Origin of the sequence: Curtobacterium sp. NPDC087082, from assembly GCF_044745045.1 — a bacterium.
Taxonomy (GTDB): Bacteria; Actinomycetota; Actinomycetes; order Actinomycetales; family Microbacteriaceae; genus Curtobacterium.
Genome location: NZ_JBIUZN010000002.1, coordinates 528,237 through 549,040 on the forward strand (window position 1 = coordinate 528,237; position 20,804 = coordinate 549,040).

Below are 20,804 nucleotides of genomic sequence, written 5' to 3' on the forward strand. Positions count from 1 at the left end.
CGTCAGTCAACTGTAGCCCGGAAGACGCGCGTGGTCTCCTCGACCACACCGACTCCGAGCTCGAGCACCTCGACATCGGCGAGACGCTTCCGGAGGATGACCTTTCGGGCCTTCTCCATCTCGTCCTCGACGCGGGCGCCCTTCATGAGGATGAGCTGGCCACCGGACCGAACCAAGGGCACGGTCAGGGGGATCAGCTTCGACAACGCGCTCACGGCGCGCGCAGTCACCTGGTCGACCACGATGTCGTCGGCGACGTCCTCAGCACGGGCACGGACGACCTCGACGTTGTCGAGACCGAGGCGCGAGGCCTCCGACGTCAGCCAATCCACTCGCCGTTCCATCGGTTCGATGAGCGTGAGGTGCACGTCCGGCCGGGCGATCGCGAGCACCAAGCCGGGGAGTCCAGCACCGGAACCGACGTCCGCGACCCGACCCCGTTCCTCCAGGAGTGGAGCGAGCACCGCAGAATTGAGGATGTGTCGCGTCCACAAGCGCGGCAGCTCGAGCGGGCCGATCAGGCCGAGCTCCTCGCCGCGTCGAGCAAGCTCGTTCGTGAAGGAACGCGCCAGGTCGAGGCGATCGCCGAAGAGCGTCGCAGCAGCCACCGGCTCCGTCTCGAGGACGGGAGGTGCGGTCTCGGTCATCGGGTGACGACCGTGTGGCGGTCCCGACCCTCACCCTCGGACTCCGAGTGGAAGCCCTTCTCGGCAACCAGGTCGTGGACCAGCTTGCGCTCGTACGACGACATCGCGGGGAGTGCAGCCGTGGTCGAACCTGCCTCGATGCGCTCGATGGCGGTATCGACGAGCCGCTGCAGTTCGGACGCACGAGCATCGCGCGAGCCGCCGACGTCGAGGATCAGCCTGCTGAACTCGCCGGTCTCGGCCTGGACGGCGATGCGCGTGAGCTCCTGCAGGGCCGAGACGGTGTCCGGCTTCGACAGCACGCGGAGCGCGTCGCCCTCGTCCGTGACGGACAGGTACACGCGGCCCGCACGCTCCTCGATCTCGATGTCGCCGTCGAGGTCGCAGATGTCGAGGAGTTCCTCGATGTAGTCCGCCGCGATGTCGGCTTCGTCGCGGGCGTCGTCGTCGACGGTCGCGGTCGAGGTGTCGACGGTGGTGTCCACGGCGTCCGCGGTGTCCTGCTCGGTCACTTACTTCTTCCCGTTCTTCTTGGCACGGTTCTTGCCGACCGGCTGCTGCCGCTGGGTCGTCACGCGGACGGCCTCGATCTCGGCGGCACCGGCCCCTGCGCCGGCCTCGGCGAGGACCGGGGTGGCGGCACCGCGACGCTGCGCCTTCTTCGCGAGACGTGCCTCACGAGCGAGGGCGGCCTCGGAACCGGGGGTCGGCATGCTGCGGATGACGAAGTACTGCTGCGCCATCGTCCAGACGTTCGAGGCGAGCCAGTAGAACATGACGCCGAGGGGGAACGACAGACCGGAGATGACGAAGACCAGCGGGAGGATGTACAGCATCATCTTCTGCTGGCGGTACATCGGAGACTCCTTGGTCTCCGGCGACATGTTCTTCGCGACGAGCTGCAGCTGGGTGATGAACTGCGAGGCGGTCATCACGACGATCATGACGCCGGCGATGACCCGGACCTCCCAGCCGGAGGCGTTCGTGAACGTCTCGTGCAGGGGAGCGCCGAAGAGCGATGCGTTGCCGAACGACGCGGCGAGGTCGTTCGTGAGCAGGCCGATGCCCGTCTTGTTGATCTGCGCCTCGTGCAGCACCGAGTACAGCGAGAAGAAGATCGGCATCTGGATCAGCAGCGGCAGGCAGGAGCTCAGCGGGTTCGTCCCGGTCTCCTTGTACAGCGCCATGGTCTCGCGGCTCATGGCCTCACGCGAGAACTGGTCCTTCTTGCCCTTGTACTTCTCTTGGATCTTCTTGAGCTGCGGCGCCACCTCGAGCATGCGGCGCTGCGACTTGATCTGGCGCACGAAGATCGGGATGAGCGCGGCGCGCACCACGAAGGTCAGGAAGATGATGGAGAGCACCCAGGTGATGCCGGCTCCGGGGTCCATGCCGATGCTCTCGAAGATCCAGTGGAAGCCCACGAGGATGGCCGAGACCACCCACTTGAGCGGCCAGAGGATCGTTCCGATGAATCCGAGGTCCATGGGGACTGTCACGCCTTTCGAGTGCGCTGGGGGAGCAGGACCGGCAGGGTGGAACCACCCGTGGGCTGCGGCTGCGGCTGGGTCGGTGCGAGCACGAACCCGAACCGGTTGACGTCGTAGGGGCGACGCCGTGCACGGACGTCGTCGATGCCCCCGGCTGCCCAGGGGTTGCACCGTGCGATGCGCCATGCACCCATTGCGGACCCGCGGACGACGCCGTACTGCTGGATCGCCTCGAGCGCGTACCGGGAGCACGAGGGGTGGTACCGACAGACGTTGCCGTAGAGCGGTGAGATCACGGCACGGTAGGCGCGCAGCACGATGACGCACACGTTGCGCGGGAGCAACGCGACGGCCCAGGCGAGCCGGGTCCACAGGTTGCGGTTCATGCTGCCTTCTCCACACCACGCGCACAGGAGCGCGAGACGTCTTCGAGCAGGGTAGGCCATCCGGCCTGCGCAGCGGCTGGCAGTGCGCGGACCACCACGTCGTAGCCGACGGGGATGTCGGCGAGCAGCCCGTGCGCGATCGCCTTGAGGCGACGCCTGACCAGGTTCCGGGTCACGGCGTTGCCCACCGTCTTCGCGACGATGAACCCGAACCGTGTCGGACCGGTACCGCTCGACGGGTCGCCCGAGGTGCGACGGACCACCGATACGACGGCGTGCGCCGTGGCGCTTCTGCGACCACGACGCACGACGGACCGGTAGTCGTCACCTCGGACGATCCGGTTGGCGCGGGCCAACACGAGTCGGTACCGGAGGACGAGATCAGGCGGGGAGCCTGATCAGGCGCTGAGCTCGGTGCGGCCCTTGGCGCGACGTGCGGCCAGGATGGCGCGGCCGGCACGGGTGCGCATGCGGGCGCGGAAGCCGTGCTTCTTGGCGCGGCGGCGGTTGTTCGGCTGGAAGGTGCGCTTGCTCATGATGTTCTCCACACGGCTGCTCGCGGCGAGCCGTCACGTATGTGTAGTCGCTCGGTGCCGAACGACGCAGATGGGCGCGACCGAACGGCCGCAGTCAACTGGTTAACGGTACGTGACAGGGGCGAGCAGGTCAAACGCCGTCGTCGACCCGGCCTCCAGAGCGGTGCGCACGTTCATTATCCACATTGGGGAAAACGTGCGTTCGGTACGACGCGCTCGAGTCCTTTACAGTGGGGTGATTGACCGGCCAGCGGCCCGGTACGACGGGGGATTCCCCTCGTCGTGCGGCTCGCGCCGGTCGTGGACAAGACTGTGGACAACCCTGTGGACCACCATGCGGGACGACACGCGTCCGGGACGTCGACGATGCCACCCGGACTCACGACGACCCGCCAGGAACGATCCGGCGGTCGACGCTGCGCCGGTCCGTCCGGCGGCGGTGGACACCCAGTGCAGACGAGCACCAGCGACGAGCACGACACGACATCAGGAGACGAGCGCGACATGACGATGCCGGCCGACCCCGTCGAGGACCTCTGGTCATCCGTCCTCGGACTCCTCTCGGAGGACGACCGCATCACCCCGCAGCTGCACGGCTTCCTCAACCTGGTCGAGCCGAAGGGCGTGCTCGCCGGCACCCTCTACCTCGAGGTGCCGAACGACCTCACCCGCGGCATGCTCGAGCAGCGGATCCGCATCCCGATCACCGAGGCCGTCTCCCGCATCGGTGACGACACGGTCGCGAACTTCGCCATCACGGTGAACCCGGACATGGCGTCCGAGCCGCGGGTCGACACGCAGGTCACGAGCAACGTCCCCGAGTACGCAGAGCCGGTGCAGGAAGCCGTCGAGCAGAGTGCGGCCCCCCGTCAGTACATCGAGGCACCGTTCGTCCCGAGCCAGATCGACTCCCCGGGGACCAGCGGTCGCCCCGAGTCCCGGCTCAACCCCAAGTACAACTTCGACAACTTCGTCATCGGCTCGTCGAACCGCTTCGCCCACGCGGCGGCGGTCGCGGTGGCTGAGGCGCCGGCGAAGGCCTACAACCCGCTCTTCATCTACGGCGACTCGGGTCTCGGCAAGACCCACCTCCTGCACGCGATCGGCCACTACGCCGAGAGCCTCTACCCGGGGATCCGGGTGCGGTACGTGTCCAGCGAGGAGTTCACGAACGACTTCATCAACTCGATCGCGAACAACCGGTCGAACCAGTTCCAGCAGCGGTACCGCGACATCGACATCCTGCTGATCGACGACATCCAGTTCCTGCAGGGCAAGGACTCCACGCAAGAGGCGTTCTTCCACACCTTCAACACGCTGCACGACCACAACAAGCAGGTCGTCATCACGTCGGACGTCGCACCGAAGCACCTGACCGGGTTCGAGGACCGGATGCGCTCCCGCTTCGAGTGGGGCCTCATCACCGACGTCCAGGCGCCGGACCTCGAGACCCGCATCGCGATCCTCCGCAAGAAGGCGCAGTCCGACCACCTGCAGGTGCCCGACGACATCCTCGAGTTCATCGCGTCGAAGGTGTCGAGCAACATCCGCGAGCTCGAGGGCACCCTGATCCGCGTGACGGCGTTCGCGAGCCTGAACCGGACGGCCGTCGACATGGCCCTGGTGCAGACGGTCCTCAAGGACCTCATCACGCTCGACGACGACAACGTGATCGCGCCGACGGACATCATCAACCACACCGCGGAGTACTTCAAGCTCTCCGTCGACGACCTCTACGGGTCCTCCCGCTCGCAGGCGATCGCCACGGCACGGCAGATCGCGATGTACCTCTGCCGTGAGATGACGAGCCTGTCGCTGCCGAAGATCGGACAGCTCTTCGGCAACCGGGACCACACCACGGTGATGTACGCCAACAAGAAGATCGCGGAGCTCATGAAGGAGCGTCGCTCGATCTACAACCAGGTCACGGAGCTGACCAGCCGCATCAAGCAGGACCGCCGCTACCGCTGACGCACGTCGCGTTGCGTCGCGCTGCGCACATCTGGTACGGCCCTGGAGGCGCGGCTGACGACTGTCAGATCGGCCTGCTTCCGCGCGCATCCACCATCTGAGACGGTTCCATGCGCCGGACTTCACACAGTGTGGAAAGCCTGTGGATAACTGTGGAGGACACGCCGGTCGGTTGTTCACAGCGGAGGGGCCACCTGTGGAGACTGGGGATGGAAGTGGATAGATGAGATTCATTCATCCAGACGCCGCCCACACACCGCTCACAACTCACACGTGTGTAGTTCCCTGTGGACAAGCGGTGTTAACAGGGTTATCCACAGTGTGCACAGGCGTTAACACCATTACTCCTGGTTAACGATTGATCTCAGCGGGCCAACCTTGTGGACGGCGGGATGACAAGAAATCCGGGCCTCGCCGGGCTGTGCCACAATGGGGCGGCCGGACAGTCCAACCGATCGACAGGGGTTCCAGCTGTGAAGTTCGAGGTCAACCGGGACGTCTTCTCCGAAGCCGTCTCCTTCGCGGTGAAGCTCCTCCCACAGCGCACGACCCTCCCGATCCTCTCGGGCGTCCTCATCCACGCCGACGGCGATCGACTCACGCTCTCGTCGTTCGACTACGAGGTCTCGGCGCAGACGTCCATCGCCGCGCAGATCGACGACCCCGGCACGGTGCTCGTCTCCGGCAGGCTCCTCAACGACATCGCGAGCCGCCTGCCGAACGCCCCGGTCACCTTCACCACCGAGGACTCGAAGATCTCGGTCACCTGCGGTTCGGCGCACTTCACGCTGCTGTCCATGCCGGTCGAGGAGTACCCGACGCTCCCGGAGATCGGCGAGCAGACCGGCGTCATCCCCGGCGACGCCTTCTCCGAAGCCGTGTCCCAGGTCGCCGTCGCCGCCAGCCGCGACGACGTCACCCCGGTGATCACCGGCGTCCAGCTCGAGGTCGGCGACAACGACCTCTCGCTCATCGCGACAGACCGCTACCGCGTCGCCGTCCGCACCATCGCGTGGGACTCCGGCCGCGTCGGGTCGGACCCGCTGCACGCGCTCGTCCCGGCCCGCACCCTGCAAGAGGTGGGCCGCACGTTCGGCTCGGCGTCCACCGTCTCGGTGTCGATCAGCGGCTCGTCCGACCGCGAGCTCATCGCGTTCCACGCGGACGACAAGACCGTCACGTCGCTGCTCATCAAGGGCAACTACCCGCCGGTCCGCCGGCTCTTCCCCGAGACCGTCCAGGACCACGCGGTGATCAACACCGCGGAACTGGTCGAGGCGGTCCGACGGGTCTCCCTCGTCCTGGAGCGCGAAGCCGCCCTCCGGTTCTCCTTCACGGTCGACGGGCTCACGCTCGAAGCGATCGGTTCCGAACAAGCGCAGGCGTCAGAGTCGATCAGTGCGTTGCTGACCGGTGAGGAAACGGTGGTCTCGCTGAAGCCCGCCTTCCTCCTGGACGGGTTGAACGCGGTGCACTCCGAGTTCGTCCGGATCTCCTTCACCAAGACGGAGAACCCCAACAAGCCGGGCCCGGTGCTCATCACCGGCCAGACCTCGCAAGAGGCCCCGGCCGCGGACGGATACCGGTACCTGCTGCAGCCCAATCTCCTGCTGCGGTAAGCGCAACAGCCGAACACTGCGCTGACGCGCCATCCCTGCATCAGCGCGACGACGAACAGAAGAGGAAATCATGCACATCGGTCTTGTCGGCCTCGGTCGCATGGGCAACAACATGCGTGCCCGTCTCCGCAACGCAGGCATCGAGGTCACCGGCTACGACGCGAACCCCGCCGTCTCGGACGTCGCCGACCTCGGCGCACTCGCCGCGGCGCTCCCCGAGGGCAAGAAGCTCGTGTGGGTCATGGTCCCGCACGGCAAGATCACCGACGACGTGATCACCGACCTGTCGAACGTCCTGAGCGAGGGCGACCTCGTGATCGACGGCGGCAACTCGAAGTGGCTCGACGACGAGGTGCACGCCAAGCAGCTCGACGCGAAGGGCATCCGCTACATGGACGCCGGCGTCTCCGGTGGCGTCTGGGGCAAGGAGAACGGCTACGGCCTCATGGTGGGCGGCGCCCCCGAGGACGTCGAGTTCGCCATGCCCGTCTTCGACGCGCTCCGTCCCGAGGGCCCGCGCGAAGAGGGCTTCTCGCACGCCGGCGGCGTCGGCGCGGGCCACTACGCGAAGATGGTCCACAACGGCATCGAGTACGCGATCATGCAGGCCTACGGCGAGGGCTACGAGCTCCTCGAGGCGAAGGACATCGTCCACGACGTCCCGGCGGTCTTCGCCGGATGGCAGCGCGGCACGGTCGTCCGCTCCTGGCTGCTCGACCTCCTCGTCCTCGCGATCAACGAGGACCCGAAGCTCGACGAGCTCGAGGGCTACGTCGACGACTCGGGCGAGGGTCGCTGGACCCTCGAAGAGGCGATCGAGCTCGCGGTGCCGATGCCCGCGCTCTCCGCGGCGATGTTCGCCCGCTTCGTCTCGCGTCAGGGCAGCGAGTCCCCGACGATGAAGGCCGTCGCGGCGCTCCGCAACCAGTTCGGCGGCCACGCCGTCAAGAAGGCGTAGTCCAACCGGGGCAACCCGGCCACGGCCCGCGTGCACGTCGACCACCTGCAACTCACGGACTTCCGGAACTACCGGGAGGCCGAGGTCGACCTCGCACGCGGGCCGAACCTGTTCGTCGGCCGGAACGGACAGGGCAAGACCAACCTCGTCGAGGCGATCGGCTACCTCTCCACCCTGGGATCGCACCGGGTCCCGACGGACGCGGCACTCGTGCGGCAGGGCTGCGACGCGGCGATCGTCCGCGCTCGGCTCGCCCACGAGGACCGCAGCATCCTCGCCGAGGTCCAGATCAACCGCACCGGCTCGAACCGGGCGCAGGTGAACCGCTCGGCCATCAAGCCCCGCGAGCTCCCGCGCTACTGCACGAGCGTCCTCTTCGCTCCCGAGGACCTCGCGCTGGTCCGCGGCGAACCGGCCGGCCGACGCCGGATGCTCGACGAGCTCCTCGGGCAGATCGCCCCGCGCATGCAGGGCGTCCTCGCCGACTACGACCGGACGCTCCGGCAGCGGAACACCCTGTTGAAGTCGGCCCGGGCGACCGGTGCGAAGGCGGGTTCGCTCGCGACGCTCGACGTCTGGGACGAGCGTCTCGTGGCCTTCGGCGCCGAGATCATCGCTGCTCGTGACCACCTCACCCGGCGGCTCGCCCCGGTCGTGGCCGAGGCCTACGCGACCGTCGCCGGCGAACGGCACGAGGCGTCGATCACCGGCGTCCTGAGCGTCCGCGGCGGCGACCCGGAGGACGCGGCCGCGACGGATCCCGTCCTCGGGACACCCGACGAGCCGGTCACCGTCACCGCAGCTGCCGATGCCTTCCGAGCAGCACTCGAACGGCGTCGACGCGACGAGCTCGACCGCGGCCTGACGCTCGTCGGTCCGCACCGCGACGACGTCCTCTTCCAGCTGAACGGGTTACCGGCGCGCGGCTACGCCAGTCACGGGGAGTCGTGGTCGTTCGCGCTCGCCGTGCAGCTGGCCAGTGCGTCGATCCTCCGCGCGGAGTCGAGCCTGGGCGATCCGATCATCATCCTCGACGACGTGTTCGCCGAGCTCGACGAGTCCCGCCGGGAACGCCTGGCCGGGGCGGTCGCCGACTACGAGCAGGTGCTCATCACCGCGGCGGTGTTCGGTGACGTGCCCGAGCAGCTGGCCGCGCACACGGTCCGGATCGAAGCGGGCACGATCGTGACCGACGAGGCGGAGCCGAGCCGCGCCTCCAGTCCGACCGGAGAACCGGAAGACCACCGGGCGGAAGCCGACCCGACCGGAGCGGGCGTCTGATGCCGAAGCCGTCGAAGCCGACCGAACCCTCGCGGGTCTACCGGCACCTCCGCGCCGTCTTCGGCGACCCCTCGAAGCGCGGCGTCGACGCACGCCGGCGCCGCATGAAGGGACTCGACCCCGATTCCGTGCCCTACGGTCGCGGTCGCGAGCCCGCCGGACTCGGCGACGTCGTCGGTTCGCTCGCGCAGGAACTGGGCTGGACCGAGCCCCTCGCCCGGTCCGAGCTGTTCGTGGACTGGCCCGCCGTGGTGGGGGAGGAACTCGCGAAGCACTCCCGACCCGTGACCATCGACGACGGTGCACTCGTCATCCGGTGCGACTCGACGGCCTGGGCGACCCAGCTCCGACTGATGCGCAGCACCGTCACGACGACCATCGCCGAGCGGCACCCCGAGGCGGGGGTGCAGTCGATCCGGGTTTCGGGCCCCGACGCCCCCACCTGGAAACGCGGTCCCAGGACGGTTCAGGGGCGCGGTCCCCGCGACACTTACGGGTAGGGCGACGAAATCGTCCGGGAGGACGAAAAAAGGCCGTCCACGGCCGGAATCCGCCCTCGGAGGAGGGGGTCCTGCGGTAGACTGAGAGGTGCAGTGCGCGGGTGTTCCGCGCGCAGGCAGGAGCACCTTCGAATGACATCCGGATCTGACGACGACCGACAGAACTCGTCCGGCGAGGCGACCCCGCAGAGCGATCCAGCGTACGGCGCAGACCAGATCCAGGTGCTCGAGGGACTCGAAGCCGTCCGGAAGCGTCCGGGCATGTACATCGGGTCGACCGGTCCCCGCGGTCTGCACCACCTCGTGCAGGAGATCGTCGACAACTCCGTCGACGAAGCACTCGCGGGCTACTGCGACACGATCAACGTCACCATCCGCGAAGACGGCGGCGTCCGCGTGGTCGACAACGGCCGTGGCATCCCCGTCGGGATCCACGCTGCCGAGGGCGTCTCGACCGTCCAGGTCGTGCTCACCGTCCTGCACGCCGGCGGCAAGTTCGGCGGCGGCGCGTACGCGGTGTCCGGCGGCCTGCACGGCGTCGGTTCGTCGGTCGTCAACGCGCTGAGCTCCGAGCTCGACGTCGAGGTCCGCCAGCAGGGCCACGTCTGGCGCCAGAGCTACACCGACGGCGTCCCGGTCGCGCCCCTGTCGAAGGACGAGGAAGACGACGGCCACGGCACCACGATCACCTTCTGGCCGAACGCCGACATCTTCGAGACCGTCGTCTTCGACTACGAGACCCTGCGCACGCGTTTCCAGCAGATGGCCTTCCTCAACAAGGGCCTGCGGATCACCCTGACCGACGAGCGCACCCCGGCCGAGGGTGAAGAGGCACGGCACGACTCCTTCCTCTACGAGCGCGGGCTCGCCGACTACGTCGAGTACCTCAACGCCCAGAAGAAGGCAGACCTGGTGCACCCGGACGTCATCGGCTTCGAGGCCGAGGACCCGGAGCGCAAGATCGCGCTCGAGGTCGCGATGCAGTGGAACACCTCCTACCAGGAGAGCGTCCACACCTTCGCGAACACGATCAACACGCACGAGGGCGGCACCCACGAAGAGGGCTTCCGCGCAGCGCTGACGTACCTGGTCAACAAGTACGCGCGCGAGGCGAAGATCATCAAGGAGAAGGACGACAACCTCACGGGTGACGACATCCGTGAAGGGCTGACGGCCGTCATCTCCGTGAAGCTCGGCGAGCCGCAGTTCGAGGGGCAGACGAAGACCAAGCTCGGCAACACCGAGGCGAAGGGCTTCGTCCAGCGCGTCGTCGGCACCGAGCTCACCCACTGGTTCGAGAGCAACCCGACGCAGGCCCGCGACGTCGTGCGCAAGGCGATCCAGGCCTCGCAGGCCCGTCTCGCCGCACGCAAGGCGCGCGAGACCACCCGTCGCAAGGGCCTCCTCGAGTCGGGCGGCATGCCCGGCAAGCTCAAGGACTGCCAGTCGAAGGACCCGACGGTCTCCGAGATCTTCATGGTCGAGGGTGACTCCGCCGGTGGTTCCGCCGTGCAGGGTCGCAACCCGATGACGCAGGCGATCCTGCCGCTGCGCGGCAAGATCCTCAACGTCGAGAAGGCCCGCCTCGACCGTGCCCTGGCCAACCAGGAGATCCAGTCGATGATCACGGCGTTCGGCGCCGGCATCGGCGAGGACTTCGACCCGGACAAGGCCCGGTACCACAAGATCGTGCTGATGGCCGATGCCGACGTCGACGGTCAGCACATCACGACCCTGCTCCTCACCCTGCTGTTCCGCTACATGCGGCCGCTCATCGAGCGCGGCTACGTGTACCTCGCGCAGCCGCCGCTCTACCGCCTGAAGTGGTCGAACTCGGCGCACGAGTACGTGTTCAGCGACCGGGAGCGCGACGCCCTGATGCAGGCCGGCCTCGCCGCCGGCAAGCGCATCCCGAAGGACAACGGGATCCAGCGCTACAAGGGTCTCGGCGAGATGGACTACAAGGAGCTGTGGGACACCACGATGAACCCGGACACCCGGACGCTCCTGCAGGTCACGCTCGAGGACGCCGCCGCGGTGGACAGCGTCTTCGCGACGCTGATGGGTGAGGACGTCGAGTCCCGTCGTCAGTTCATCCAGCAGAACGCGAAGGACGTCCGGTTCTTGGACATCTGATCCTGGCCTGGAGGCGCGGCGTGAGTCGCGCGGACCAGTCCTGACCACCTGTGGTCGCGCCCGGCGCGACTGACGGAACCACAGCCTCCAGGCTGTCCAGAAAGGGAACGAAGCCACATGGCTGACGACAACGAGAACGGCGCCGACGAGCAGCCCGAGATCGTCCACGGCGACAGCGGGGACATCGTCGTCTCCGGTGACCGCATCTCGCAGGTCGACCTGCAGCTCGAGATGCAGCGCTCGTACCTCGACTACGCGATGAGCGTCATCGTCGGTCGTGCCCTGCCCGAGGTCCGTGACGGACTGAAGCCGGTGCACCGCCGCGTGATCTACGCGATGTTCGACGGCGGCTACCGTCCCGACCGGGCCTTCTCGAAGTGCTCGCGCGTCGTCGGCGACGTGATGGGGCAGTTCCACCCGCATGGTGACAGCGCGATCTACGACGCCCTCGTCCGCCTGGTGCAGCCGTGGTCGCTCCGGTACCCGCTCGCGCTCGGCCAGGGCAACTTCGGTTCCCCGGGCAACGACGGCGCCGCTGCCCCGCGGTACACCGAGACCAAGATGGCGCCGCTCGCCATGGAGATGGTCCGGGACATCGACGAGGACACCGTCGACTTCCAGGACAACTACGACGGTCGCACGCAGGAGCCCGCGATCCTGCCGGCACGCTTCCCGAACCTGCTGGTCAACGGGTCCGTCGGCATCGCGGTCGGCATGGCGACGAACATCCCGCCGCACAACCTGCGCGAGGTCGCTGCGGGCGCCAAGTGGGCGCTCGAGCACCCCGACGCCACGCGTGAAGAGCTCCTCGGCGCGCTCATGCAGCGGATCAAGGGCCCGGACTTCCCGACCGGGGCGCAGATCCTCGGCACGAAGGGCATCCAGGACGCCTACCGCACCGGTCGTGGCTCGATCACGATGCGCGCGGTCGTCAACGTCGAGGAGATCCAGGGTCGCACCTGCCTCGTCGTCACCGAACTCCCGTACCAGGTGAACCCCGACAACCTCGCGATCCGCATCGCCGAGGGTGTGAAGGACGGCAAGCTCGCCGGCATCGCGGACATCCGCGACGAGACCTCGGGTCGTACCGGTCAGCGCCTCGTCATCGTGCTCAAGCGCGACGCCGTCGCCAAGGTCGTCCTCAACAACCTGTACAAGCACACGCAGCTGCAGGAGAACTTCGGCGCGAACATGCTCGCGATCGTCGACGGCGTGCCCCGCACCCTCGCGCTCGACGGGTTCATCTCGGCGTGGGTCGACCACCAGATCGACGTCATCGTCCGCCGAACCCAGTTCCGGCTGCGCGAGGCCGAGAAGCGCGCCCACATCCTCCGTGGCTACCTGGCCGCGCTCGACGCCCTCGACGAGGTCATCGCGCTCATCCGCCGGTCGCCCGACGTCGAAGAGGCCCGCACCGGTCTGATGGACCTGCTGTCCGTCGACGAGATCCAGGCGCGCGCGATCCTCGAGCTCCAGCTCCGTCGTCTCGCCGCCCTCGAGCGGCAGAAGATCCACGACGAGGCCGAGGAGCTCGAGCGCAAGATCGCCGACTTCCAGGACATCCTCGCGTCGGAGACCCGTCAGCGCACGATCATCGGCGACGAGCTCGAGGAGATCGTCGAGCGGTTCGGCGACGACCGCCGCAGCGAGATCCTGCTCGGCTTCGACGGCGACATGTCCATCGAGGACCTCATCCCCGAAGAGGAGATGGTCGTCACCATCACCCGCGGCGGGTACGTCAAGCGGACGCGCAGCGACAACTACCGCTCGCAGCACCGCGGCGGCCGCGGGGTCAAGGGTGCGCAGCTGCGCGCCGACGACATCGTCGAGCACTTCTTCGTGACGACGACGCACCACTGGCTCCTCTTCCTCACGGACAAGGGGCGGGTCTACCGTGCCAAGGCCTACGAGCTGCAGGAGGCCAGCCGCGACGCCAAGGGTCAGCACGTGGCGAACCTGCTCGCCATGCAGCCGGACGAGCAGATCCAGCAGGTGCTCGACATCCGCGACTACGAGGCGGCGCAGTACCTCGTGCTCGCGACGGCGCACGGTCTCGTGAAGAAGACCCCGCTCACCGAGTACGACACGAACCGCACCGGCGGCATCATCGCGATCAACCTGCGCGACGGCGACACCCTGGTGCAGGCGCTCCTCGTCGACGAGCACGACGACCTCCTGCTCGTGTCGAAGCACGGCATGTCGCTGCGCTTCACCGCGACGAACGACACCCTGCGCCCGATGGGTCGATCGACCTCCGGCGTGAAGGGCATGTCCTTCCGCGACGATGACTCGCTGCTCGCAGCCCGGGTCGTCTCGGACGACGGCTACGTCTGGGTCATGACCGAGGGCGGCTACGCCAAGCGCACGTCGGTCGACCAGTACCGCGTACAGGGCCGTGGTGGTCTCGGCATCAAGGTGGCCAAGCTGGCCGCTGACCGAGGCGACCTTGTGGGTGCTCTCATCGTGGGCGAGGACGACGAGGTGCTCGTCGTGCTGCAATCGGGCAAGGTGGTAAGGTCTGCCGTGGCCGAGGTGCCCGCCAAGGGTCGCGACACGATGGGTGTGGTCTTCGCGAGGTTCGCGGAGAACGACCGGATCATCGCGGTGGCCCGGAACACAGAGCGGAACCTGGACGACCAGGACGACGCCGAGATCGAGCCTGCGGGCCCGGTGGAGACGGTCAGCCCGGACGAAGCGGCCGCCGACCCCGCCGACACAGTGCCCACGGACACCGTGGCCGGAGAGGACCAGTCAAGCAATGAGTAGTGTCGCCGAGAAGCTCCAGAAGAAGGCGAAGCGGCCCGTCGGCACCCGTCAGGTGCGACTGCGGCTCGTGTACGTCGACTTCTGGTCGATGGTGAAGCTCAGCTTCCTCATCGCCCTGGCCGGCTCGATCGTGATCGTCGTCGCCACCGCGCTGGTGTGGGTCATCCTGAACCAGACCGGTGTCTTCACCCAGATCGACGCCCTGCTGAAGGACGTCACCGGGCAGAACAACTACTCGATCATGGACCAGTTCTCACTGGGCCAGGTGCTCGGGTTCTCCATCGTCGTGGGCATCCTCAACGTGGTCGTCGGCACCGTGCTCGGCGCCATCGTGAGTGTCCTCTACAACCTCAGTGTGCGGATCACCGGCGGCTTGCTCGTCGGCTTCACGAACAACTGACACTCCCGGGCCGGATGGGCCGACCGCCTCGATTTCGTTCTGCGAGATCCGTACGGTAGGCTTTCATCCGGTCTGAGGGGCTATAGCTCAGGCGGTTAGAGCGCTTCGCTGATAACGAAGAGGTCCAAGGTTCAAGTCCTTGTAGCCCCACCACTTCCTCTGACACTCCGTACGATGGGTGTCACGGGGCCTTAGCTCAGTTGGTAGAGCGCCTGCTTTGCAAGCAGGATGTCGGGAGTTCGATTCTCCCAGGCTCCACTCTCTCGGCGTGAGCGATGCTCCGCTCGTTCCTCGCTTCGCCTCGCTCGGTCGTCGTGTTCGTCGGCGCCTTCGGCGCGCCGCTCCGCGATCGGTTCCGTTGGTCTGGGGCTCGAGGTTTGCCGATTGTGGCATCTCGCGCGGGCTGAACGGCCGTTCCTGAGACCTCGGCGGACGTGAGCGGTGCGTCGTGCGACCGCGACACGGCTCCGGGTGGACCCCGGCGGACGTGCGTGCTGGGTCGTGCGACCTCGCCGCGTGGCGGGGTGGGCCGAACGCGACGACGGACGGGAGGCGCGTGGCGGGGCCGACCCGCGCCTCCAGTCCGTCGCCGGGCCGGTGAGCGGGCACGACATGCCGTGCGTCGGGCGCCGAGTGGGCACGAACGGCCGCTTCTGCGCGGTGAACGGGACGTATTCTGCCTGCTCGCCGCTCCGCCCACGGACGACGAAGGGCCCCGGCGCGTGCCGGGGCCCTTCGTGCGAACCGGGAGGTCAGGCGGCAGGCTTCTCCGCCGTGTCAGCGTCGTCGGCGACCCACAGGTCGTCGTCCGCGCGGAGCGTCTGGTACGCGGCGTAGGCGGCACCCGCCACGGCGACGACACCGACCACGATCAGCGCGACACCGCCGAAGCCGATGCCCTTCTTCTGGTGCGGCACGTACTTCTCCGCAGCCTTCTTGGCCTTCTTGCCCTTCTTCTGGGCGTTCTTCACGATCTTCTTGACGCGGGGGTCCTTCGCGAGGTCACCCACGCTGAGGACCGAGCCCGCCGTCGCGACGAGTCCGGGGACGACCTCGGACTGGAAGCGGTGTGAAGCACTCTGCGCTGCGCTCGTGGCAGCGTGCACCCCCGTGGCGACAGCCGGACGGATGCCGTTGTCGATCGCGTTCTGCACTCGCGGAGCGATGTCCTTGCGAGCGGTGTCCACGGCGTGGGACCGCGCCTCCGCAAGGATCGCGTTCGCGTGCTCGAGGACCTTGCGCTGCTCGCCGAGGAGCGAGGCGGTCTGGCCCTTGAGCTTCTTGATCTGCTTCCGGCGCTTGCGCGGGATCTCGATCGTCGTCATCTGGTACCTCCATCGGAACGGCGTGACCCCCATCCTGCCACCGCAGTGCCTGACAGGTCACGGAGCCTCACCTGTGTGATCCGTCTGACCGTCAGCAGTACATGCGAGAATCGGAACATGTCTCTGCACACCGCTGTCGCAACGATCCACACGAACAAGGGCGACATCCGCGTCAACCTGTTCGGCAACCACGCTCCGAAGACCGTCAAGAACTTCGTCGACCTCGCGACGGGCAAGCAGGAGTGGACCCACCCCGGCACCGGCAAGGTCTCGACCGACAAGCTGTACGACGGTGTCGTCTTCCACCGCATCATCAAGGACTTCATGATCCAGGGCGGCGACCCGCTCGGTCAGGGCATCGGCGGACCGGGCTACCGCTTCGACGACGAGATCCACCCGGAGCTCACCTTCCAGAACCCGTACATCTTCGCCATGGCGAACGCCGGCATCCAGGGCGGCCGCGGCACCAACGGCTCGCAGTTCTTCATCACCACGGTGGCGACGCCGTGGCTGCAGGGCAAGCACACCATCTTCGGCGAGGTCGCGGACGACGAGTCCCGCGCGGTCGTCGACGCGATCGAGGGTGTGGCGACCGACGGCCGTGACAAGCCGCTCGAGGACGTCGTCATCCAGAGCATCGACGTCGAGGACGTCTGAGCCACCACGTGACCGATCAGGCGTACAACCCGAACAACACCTGCTACCGGCATCCGGGCCGGCAGAGCTTCGTGCTCTGCCAGCGCTGCGGGCGGACGATCTGCCCGGAGTGCCAGACGCCGGCGGCGGTCGGGGTGCACTGCCCTGAGTGCGTGCGTGAGCAGCGTGCGCAGTTCCAGGCGAACCGTCGGGCGTCCGGAGGCCCCAGCGGGCTGACGGTCGCCCGGCGGCGCTTCGCCATGCTCGACCAGAAGGCGACGGTCGTGATCGTCGCCGTCTCGGTCGCGATCTGGTTGCTCGACCAGGTCTCGGGCGGGTTCTTCACGAACCTGTTCGCCTACAACTCGCTGCTCCTGCCCTCGCAGCCGTGGCGAGCGGTCACGGTGCTCTTCGTGCACTCGGGCCTCTTCCACATCCTGTTCAACATGTGGGCGCTGTGGATCTTCGGCCGGATGCTCGAGAACATGCTCGGGGCGTGGCGGTTCCTGGCGCTCTACTTCATCACCGGGATCTTCGGGTCGATGCTCGTGACGTTCCTGGCCCCCGGCACGTGGGTGGTCGGAGCGTCCGGCGCGATCTTCGGGCTGTTCGCGGCGTTCTTCGTCCTGCAGCGCAGTCTCGGCAACAACGCCGTGCAGCTGCTGGTCATCATGGGACTCAACCTCGTCGTGGGGTTCCTGCCCGGCACGAACATCTCGTGGCAGGCGCACGTCGGCGGGATCATCGGCGGCTTCGTGGTCGGGTTCGTGTTCGCACGGACCCGCAACATCCGCCAGCGTCCGCTGCAGATCGCGCTGCTCGTTGCCGCCGCGGTCGTGTGCATCGCCCTGACCGCCGTCGGGTACGCGGTGACGATCGGCTGACAGCCGCACAGCAGCTCCACCGATCGCCCCGTCGCTCAGCGGCGGGGCGTTCGTGCGTCCACGGGGGCTTTTCCACACGTGCACGACTGAGTTGTCCACAGCTGTGGAGAACGCGGTGAGTTACACGCATGTGATTATCCCCACTGTGGAGTCCGCTGTGGATAACTCCGGGACGGGGGTGTGGATGGGTGTGTGGAGAGTGTGGAGAACTGTGGAGAACGTACGCGGAGGTGGGGACAAGGGCCACGGCGGGGCGAGTGCACTGTGGACAACGGCACGAACGACGACGCCCGCCGCACCAGCAGGTGCGACGGGCGTCGAGAGGTGTGTGGCCGGGGTGCTACCGCCAGCGCGTGGTCATCAGGAAGCCGACGAACATGATGCCGAAGCCGATCAGGATGTTCCACGAACCGAGGGACGGCACCGGCAGCGTCGTGTTCGAGATGTAGAAGACGATCACCCAGGCGAGGCCGATGAGCATGAAACCGAACATGACCGGCTTGAACCACACGGGGTTCGGCTGGTCCCCCGCGGTGTCGACCGAGTCGGCTCGGGTCGTCCGGGCGGGCTTGGTGCGGTCCTTGTCCTTGGCCATGGCCGGTATCCTACCGTGACCGCGGGTGTGGGAAGCCTCTCAGCCCGCCGCACACATCCCCCACGAGTACGGTGAACCGACCATGACCAAGATCCTCGTCGTCGACAACTACGACAGCTTCGTCTACACGCTGAACGGCTACGTGCAGCAGCTCGGGGCGGAGACCGACGTGGTCCGGAACGACGCCTTCCCCGCGTCCGAGATCGCCGACCGCATCGCCGAGTACGACGGTGTGCTCCTGTCTCCCGGCCCCGGGACGCCCGCGGACGCCGGCGTCTCCGTCGAGACCGTGCACGCCGCCATCGCCGCGGACAAGCCCCTGCTCGGTGTGTGCCTCGGGCACCAGGCCATCGCCGAGGCACTCGGTGCGACGGTCACCCACGCCGAGGAACTCATGCACGGCAAGACCTCGCAGGTCGACCACGACGACAGCCCCCTCTTCGCGGGCGTCCCGCACCCGTTCACGGCGACGCGGTACCACTCGCTCGCGATCGTCGACGGCACGGTCCCCGACGAGCTTACGGTGACCGCCCGGACCGGTGGCGGCGTCATCATGGGCGTGCAGCACCGCGAGCACCCCGTGTACGGCGTGCAGTTCCACCCGGAGTCGGTCCTCACCGAGGGCGGCTACCGGATGGTCGGCAACTGGCTCGAGACGACCGGCCTCGCCGGTGCAGCGGAACGCGCTGCGGGCCTGAACCCGCTCATCGCGGCCCACCGGGCCTGACAGCGGCGCGCCACTGACGCGACCGCGCTGCGGGACGGTCGGGACGTGGCGGGGTCGAGCCGCGCCTCCGGGAAGGCAGGCCGACACGACGCCGGACAGGAGGCGCGGCGCAGCCCCGCCGCGGAGCATCCGTCAGGACGCGGTCAGGTCACTGACCGTCGTCGCCGCCGTCCTTGCCACCATCGGCGGGTGCATCCGTCGCCGGCGGCTGCGAGGGCTGCGCCGAGCCGGCGCAGTACGTGAGCGTCACGGTGCTGCCCTGCGCGATGTCGCCGGCGGGGGCGCTCTGCTGCGTCACGGTGCCACCGATGCATGAGTACGACGGCGCCGGCGTGACCTTCAGCCCCAGCTGGGCGAGGGTCGCGTTCGCCGTGGAGAACGGCTGCTGGGTGACGTTCGGCAACTCGACCTTGCCGTTCGACACCGTCAGGTTCACCACCGTGCCCTTGGTGTGCTGCGACGAGGCGGCGGGGTCGGTGCTCATGACCGTCCCCTCGGGCACGTCGGGCGAGTAGTCGGAGTTGATCGCACCGACGGCGAAGCCCGCCTGCTCGAGGGTCTTCTGCGCCGCGTCCTGCGCCTGCCCCGCGAGGTCCGGGACGGCGACCTGTTCGGGGCCGAGCGAGACGATCACGCGGACGTTCTGCTTGCGCGCGACGTTCGTGCCGGAGCCGGGCTCGGTGCGGATGACCGATCCCCGGTCGACGTCGTCGGAGTTCTCCTCGACCTTGACGGGGACGAGGTCCTTCTTGCCGAGCGCGGAGGCCGCGGAGTCGTAGGTCGCACCGACGACGTTCGGCACGCTGACCGAGGACGTGACGGGAGGCTTGCCCGGACCGAGGTTCGCGACGAAGAACACGACCGCCACGATGACCGCCGCGGTCAGGATGATGCCGACCCAGATCCAGGCCACGGGCGGGCGGTTTTGGGTGCGCTGCGGGCGGTGTTCGGCGGTGTCGTCGTCGAGCTCGCGGAAGGCCACCGCGGGGTTCGAGGTCGTCCGGGGGTTCACACCGAACAGCACCGTCGAGGCGTCGTGGGCGGCCTGCTGCTGCAGCTTGCGGGTCGACGCGGGGACCTTGCCCGCCGCGGCCTGCTGCAGTTCCGTCCGGAACTCCGCCGCGTTCTGGTAGCGGCGCGTGCGGTCCTTCACCAGGGCGTGCAGCGTGACCGCATCGAGCGCCGGCGAAACCTCGGGCGTGAGGGACGACGGCGCGACGGGCTGTTCGCTGACGTGCTGGTATGCGACGGCGACGGGGGTGTCACCGAGGAACGGCGGGCGGCCGGTGAGCAGCTCGAAGAACACGACACCGGTGGAGTAGACGTCGGTACGGGCGTCGACGGTCTCGCCGCGGGCCTGTTCCGGGGAGAAGTACGACGCGGTGCCGAGGATCGAGGTCGTCTGGGCGACCGTCGCGGAGGTGTCGGTGATGGCGCGGGCGATGCCGAAGTCCATGACCTTGACCTGGCCGGAGTGCGTCACCATGACGTTCGCGGGCTTGATGTCGCGGTGCACGACGCCGGCACGGTGCGAGTACTCGAGCGCGGTGAGGATGCCCTCGGTGATGCGCACGGCTTCGTCCGGGGCGACCGGGCCCTCGCCGATGATGTCGGAGAGCGGACGGCCCTCGACGTACTCCATGACGATGAAGGGCACCTGCACCTCGGCACCGGAGGTCTCGGTGACCGTCTCTTCGCCGGCGTCGTAGACGCGGACGATGGTGGGGTGGGCCATGCGGGCGGCCGCCTGGGCTTCCTGCCGGAAGCGCGTGCGGAACGCCGGGTCGTTGGCGAGGCTGGGCTTCAGCAGCTTCACCGCCACCTTGCGTCCGAGCCGGGTGTCGTTGCCCAGATGCACAGTGGCCATGCCGCCCCGACCGATGACGTCACCGATCTCGTAGCGGTTGGCGAGGAGGGTGATCCCCGCGGTCACACCTTCTGGCACGT

At 67.9% G+C, this 20,804-nt stretch carries 20 protein-coding genes and 2 tRNA genes; 13 read left to right on the forward strand and 9 right to left on the reverse strand.

Annotated features, from left to right (window positions below; genetic code table 11):
• Nucleotides 1-2 precede the first annotated feature (2 nt).
• From rsmG to rpmH, 6 genes are read right to left on the reverse strand one after another with little or no spacing between them, the layout of a single operon-like run.
• Complete coding sequence (gene rsmG / locus ACIPEP_RS07940) at nucleotides 3-647, reverse strand: 16S rRNA (guanine(527)-N(7))-methyltransferase RsmG (protein WP_402716942.1); 645 nt, start codon at nucleotides 645-647, stop codon at nucleotides 3-5.
• Nucleotides 644-1,159, reverse strand: a complete 516-nt coding sequence (locus tag ACIPEP_RS07945) for a R3H domain-containing nucleic acid-binding protein (RefSeq protein ID WP_175473651.1) — start codon at nucleotides 1,157-1,159, stop codon at nucleotides 644-646. Before ACIPEP_RS07945 ends, rsmG begins: the two co-directional genes overlap by 4 nt.
• The gene (gene yidC, locus ACIPEP_RS07950; protein ID WP_070417471.1) at nucleotides 1,160-2,134 is read right to left on the reverse strand and encodes a membrane protein insertase YidC; all 975 of its coding nucleotides are present in this window, start codon (nucleotides 2,132-2,134) and stop codon (nucleotides 1,160-1,162) included.
• An 8-nt stretch (nucleotides 2,135-2,142) separates the two neighbouring features.
• On the reverse strand, nucleotides 2,143-2,523 hold the full coding sequence (yidD, locus tag ACIPEP_RS07955) for a membrane protein insertion efficiency factor YidD (protein WP_071294227.1): 381 nt from the start codon (nucleotides 2,521-2,523) through the stop codon (nucleotides 2,143-2,145).
• The gene (rnpA, locus tag ACIPEP_RS07960; RefSeq protein WP_229084721.1) at nucleotides 2,520-2,882 is read right to left on the reverse strand and encodes a ribonuclease P protein component; all 363 of its coding nucleotides are present in this window, start codon (nucleotides 2,880-2,882) and stop codon (nucleotides 2,520-2,522) included. The genes yidD and rnpA overlap by 4 nt, the downstream gene beginning before the upstream one ends.
• A 39-nt stretch (nucleotides 2,883-2,921) precedes the next feature.
• Nucleotides 2,922-3,059, reverse strand: coding sequence for a 50S ribosomal protein L34 (gene rpmH / locus ACIPEP_RS07965; RefSeq protein WP_058724833.1), 138 nt, complete (start codon nucleotides 3,057-3,059; stop codon nucleotides 2,922-2,924).
• 504 nt (nucleotides 3,060-3,563) lie between these two features.
• Between rpmH and dnaA the strand changes: the two genes are divergently transcribed.
• From dnaA to ACIPEP_RS08015, 10 genes are all read left to right on the forward strand, one after another.
• Complete coding sequence (dnaA, locus tag ACIPEP_RS07970) at nucleotides 3,564-5,030, forward strand: chromosomal replication initiator protein DnaA (protein ID WP_070419317.1); 1,467 nt, start codon at nucleotides 3,564-3,566, stop codon at nucleotides 5,028-5,030.
• 473 nt (nucleotides 5,031-5,503) lie between these two features.
• Nucleotides 5,504-6,649 (forward strand): DNA polymerase III subunit beta, encoded by a 1,146-nt coding sequence (gene dnaN, locus ACIPEP_RS07975; RefSeq protein WP_070417468.1) that lies wholly within the window; start codon nucleotides 5,504-5,506, stop codon nucleotides 6,647-6,649.
• Between the two features lie 70 nt (nucleotides 6,650-6,719).
• Complete coding sequence (gnd, locus tag ACIPEP_RS07980; RefSeq protein ID WP_092385584.1) at nucleotides 6,720-7,607, forward strand: phosphogluconate dehydrogenase (NAD(+)-dependent, decarboxylating); 888 nt, start codon at nucleotides 6,720-6,722, stop codon at nucleotides 7,605-7,607.
• Between the two features lie 30 nt (nucleotides 7,608-7,637).
• The gene (gene recF / locus ACIPEP_RS07985; protein ID WP_402716943.1) at nucleotides 7,638-8,888 is read left to right on the forward strand and encodes a DNA replication/repair protein RecF; all 1,251 of its coding nucleotides are present in this window, start codon (nucleotides 7,638-7,640) and stop codon (nucleotides 8,886-8,888) included.
• Nucleotides 8,888-9,388, forward strand: coding sequence for a DUF721 domain-containing protein (locus ACIPEP_RS07990; RefSeq protein ID WP_071294231.1), 501 nt, complete (start codon nucleotides 8,888-8,890; stop codon nucleotides 9,386-9,388). The genes recF and ACIPEP_RS07990 overlap by 1 nt, the downstream gene beginning before the upstream one ends.
• A gap of 132 nt (nucleotides 9,389-9,520) precedes the next feature.
• On the forward strand, nucleotides 9,521-11,524 hold the full coding sequence (gene gyrB / locus ACIPEP_RS07995; RefSeq protein WP_070417464.1) for a DNA topoisomerase (ATP-hydrolyzing) subunit B: 2,004 nt from the start codon (nucleotides 9,521-9,523) through the stop codon (nucleotides 11,522-11,524).
• A 117-nt stretch (nucleotides 11,525-11,641) separates the two neighbouring features.
• Complete coding sequence (gyrA, locus tag ACIPEP_RS08000; RefSeq protein ID WP_070417463.1) at nucleotides 11,642-14,290, forward strand: DNA gyrase subunit A; 2,649 nt, start codon at nucleotides 11,642-11,644, stop codon at nucleotides 14,288-14,290.
• Nucleotides 14,283-14,690, forward strand: a complete 408-nt coding sequence (locus tag ACIPEP_RS08005) for a DUF3566 domain-containing protein (protein WP_070417462.1) — start codon at nucleotides 14,283-14,285, stop codon at nucleotides 14,688-14,690. Before gyrA ends, ACIPEP_RS08005 begins: the two co-directional genes overlap by 8 nt.
• 76 nt (nucleotides 14,691-14,766) lie before the next feature.
• Nucleotides 14,767-14,843, forward strand: a tRNA-Ile gene (locus tag ACIPEP_RS08010).
• Between the two features lie 32 nt (nucleotides 14,844-14,875).
• Nucleotides 14,876-14,948, forward strand: a tRNA-Ala gene (locus tag ACIPEP_RS08015).
• 494 nt (nucleotides 14,949-15,442) lie between these two features.
• On the opposite strand, the gene ACIPEP_RS08020 is transcribed toward ACIPEP_RS08015, so the two are convergent.
• Complete coding sequence (locus tag ACIPEP_RS08020) at nucleotides 15,443-16,015, reverse strand: hypothetical protein (protein ID WP_083295136.1); 573 nt, start codon at nucleotides 16,013-16,015, stop codon at nucleotides 15,443-15,445.
• A gap of 117 nt (nucleotides 16,016-16,132) precedes the next feature.
• On the opposite strand from ACIPEP_RS08020, the gene ACIPEP_RS08025 reads away from it, so the two are divergent.
• Both ACIPEP_RS08025 and ACIPEP_RS08030 read left to right on the forward strand, forming a co-directional pair.
• Nucleotides 16,133-16,672 carry a peptidylprolyl isomerase gene (locus ACIPEP_RS08025; RefSeq protein WP_070417461.1) on the forward strand — a complete coding sequence of 180 codons (540 nt, stop codon included), beginning with the start codon at nucleotides 16,133-16,135 and terminating at the stop codon, nucleotides 16,670-16,672.
• Nucleotides 16,673-16,680: 8 nt separating this feature from the next.
• Entirely contained in the window at nucleotides 16,681-17,535 is an 855-nt protein-coding gene (locus ACIPEP_RS08030; protein WP_402716944.1) for a rhomboid family intramembrane serine protease, read from the forward strand.
• Between the two features lie 340 nt (nucleotides 17,536-17,875).
• On the opposite strand, the gene ACIPEP_RS08035 is transcribed toward ACIPEP_RS08030, so the two are convergent.
• The gene (locus ACIPEP_RS08035; RefSeq protein WP_070417459.1) at nucleotides 17,876-18,130 is read right to left on the reverse strand and encodes a cell division protein CrgA; all 255 of its coding nucleotides are present in this window, start codon (nucleotides 18,128-18,130) and stop codon (nucleotides 17,876-17,878) included.
• A gap of 82 nt (nucleotides 18,131-18,212) precedes the next feature.
• Here ACIPEP_RS08035 and ACIPEP_RS08040 point away from each other — a divergent pair, with 82 nt between their 5' ends.
• Entirely contained in the window at nucleotides 18,213-18,857 is a 645-nt protein-coding gene (locus ACIPEP_RS08040) for an aminodeoxychorismate/anthranilate synthase component II (RefSeq protein ID WP_070417458.1), read from the forward strand.
• Nucleotides 18,858-19,005: 148 nt separating this feature from the next.
• Here ACIPEP_RS08040 and pknB read toward each other — a convergent pair whose 3' ends face one another.
• Nucleotides 19,006-20,802: a Stk1 family PASTA domain-containing Ser/Thr kinase gene (gene pknB, locus ACIPEP_RS08045; protein WP_302847769.1), complete on the reverse strand. Its 1,797-nt coding sequence runs from the start codon at nucleotides 20,800-20,802 to the stop codon at nucleotides 19,006-19,008.
• Nucleotides 20,803-20,804 lie beyond the last annotated feature (2 nt).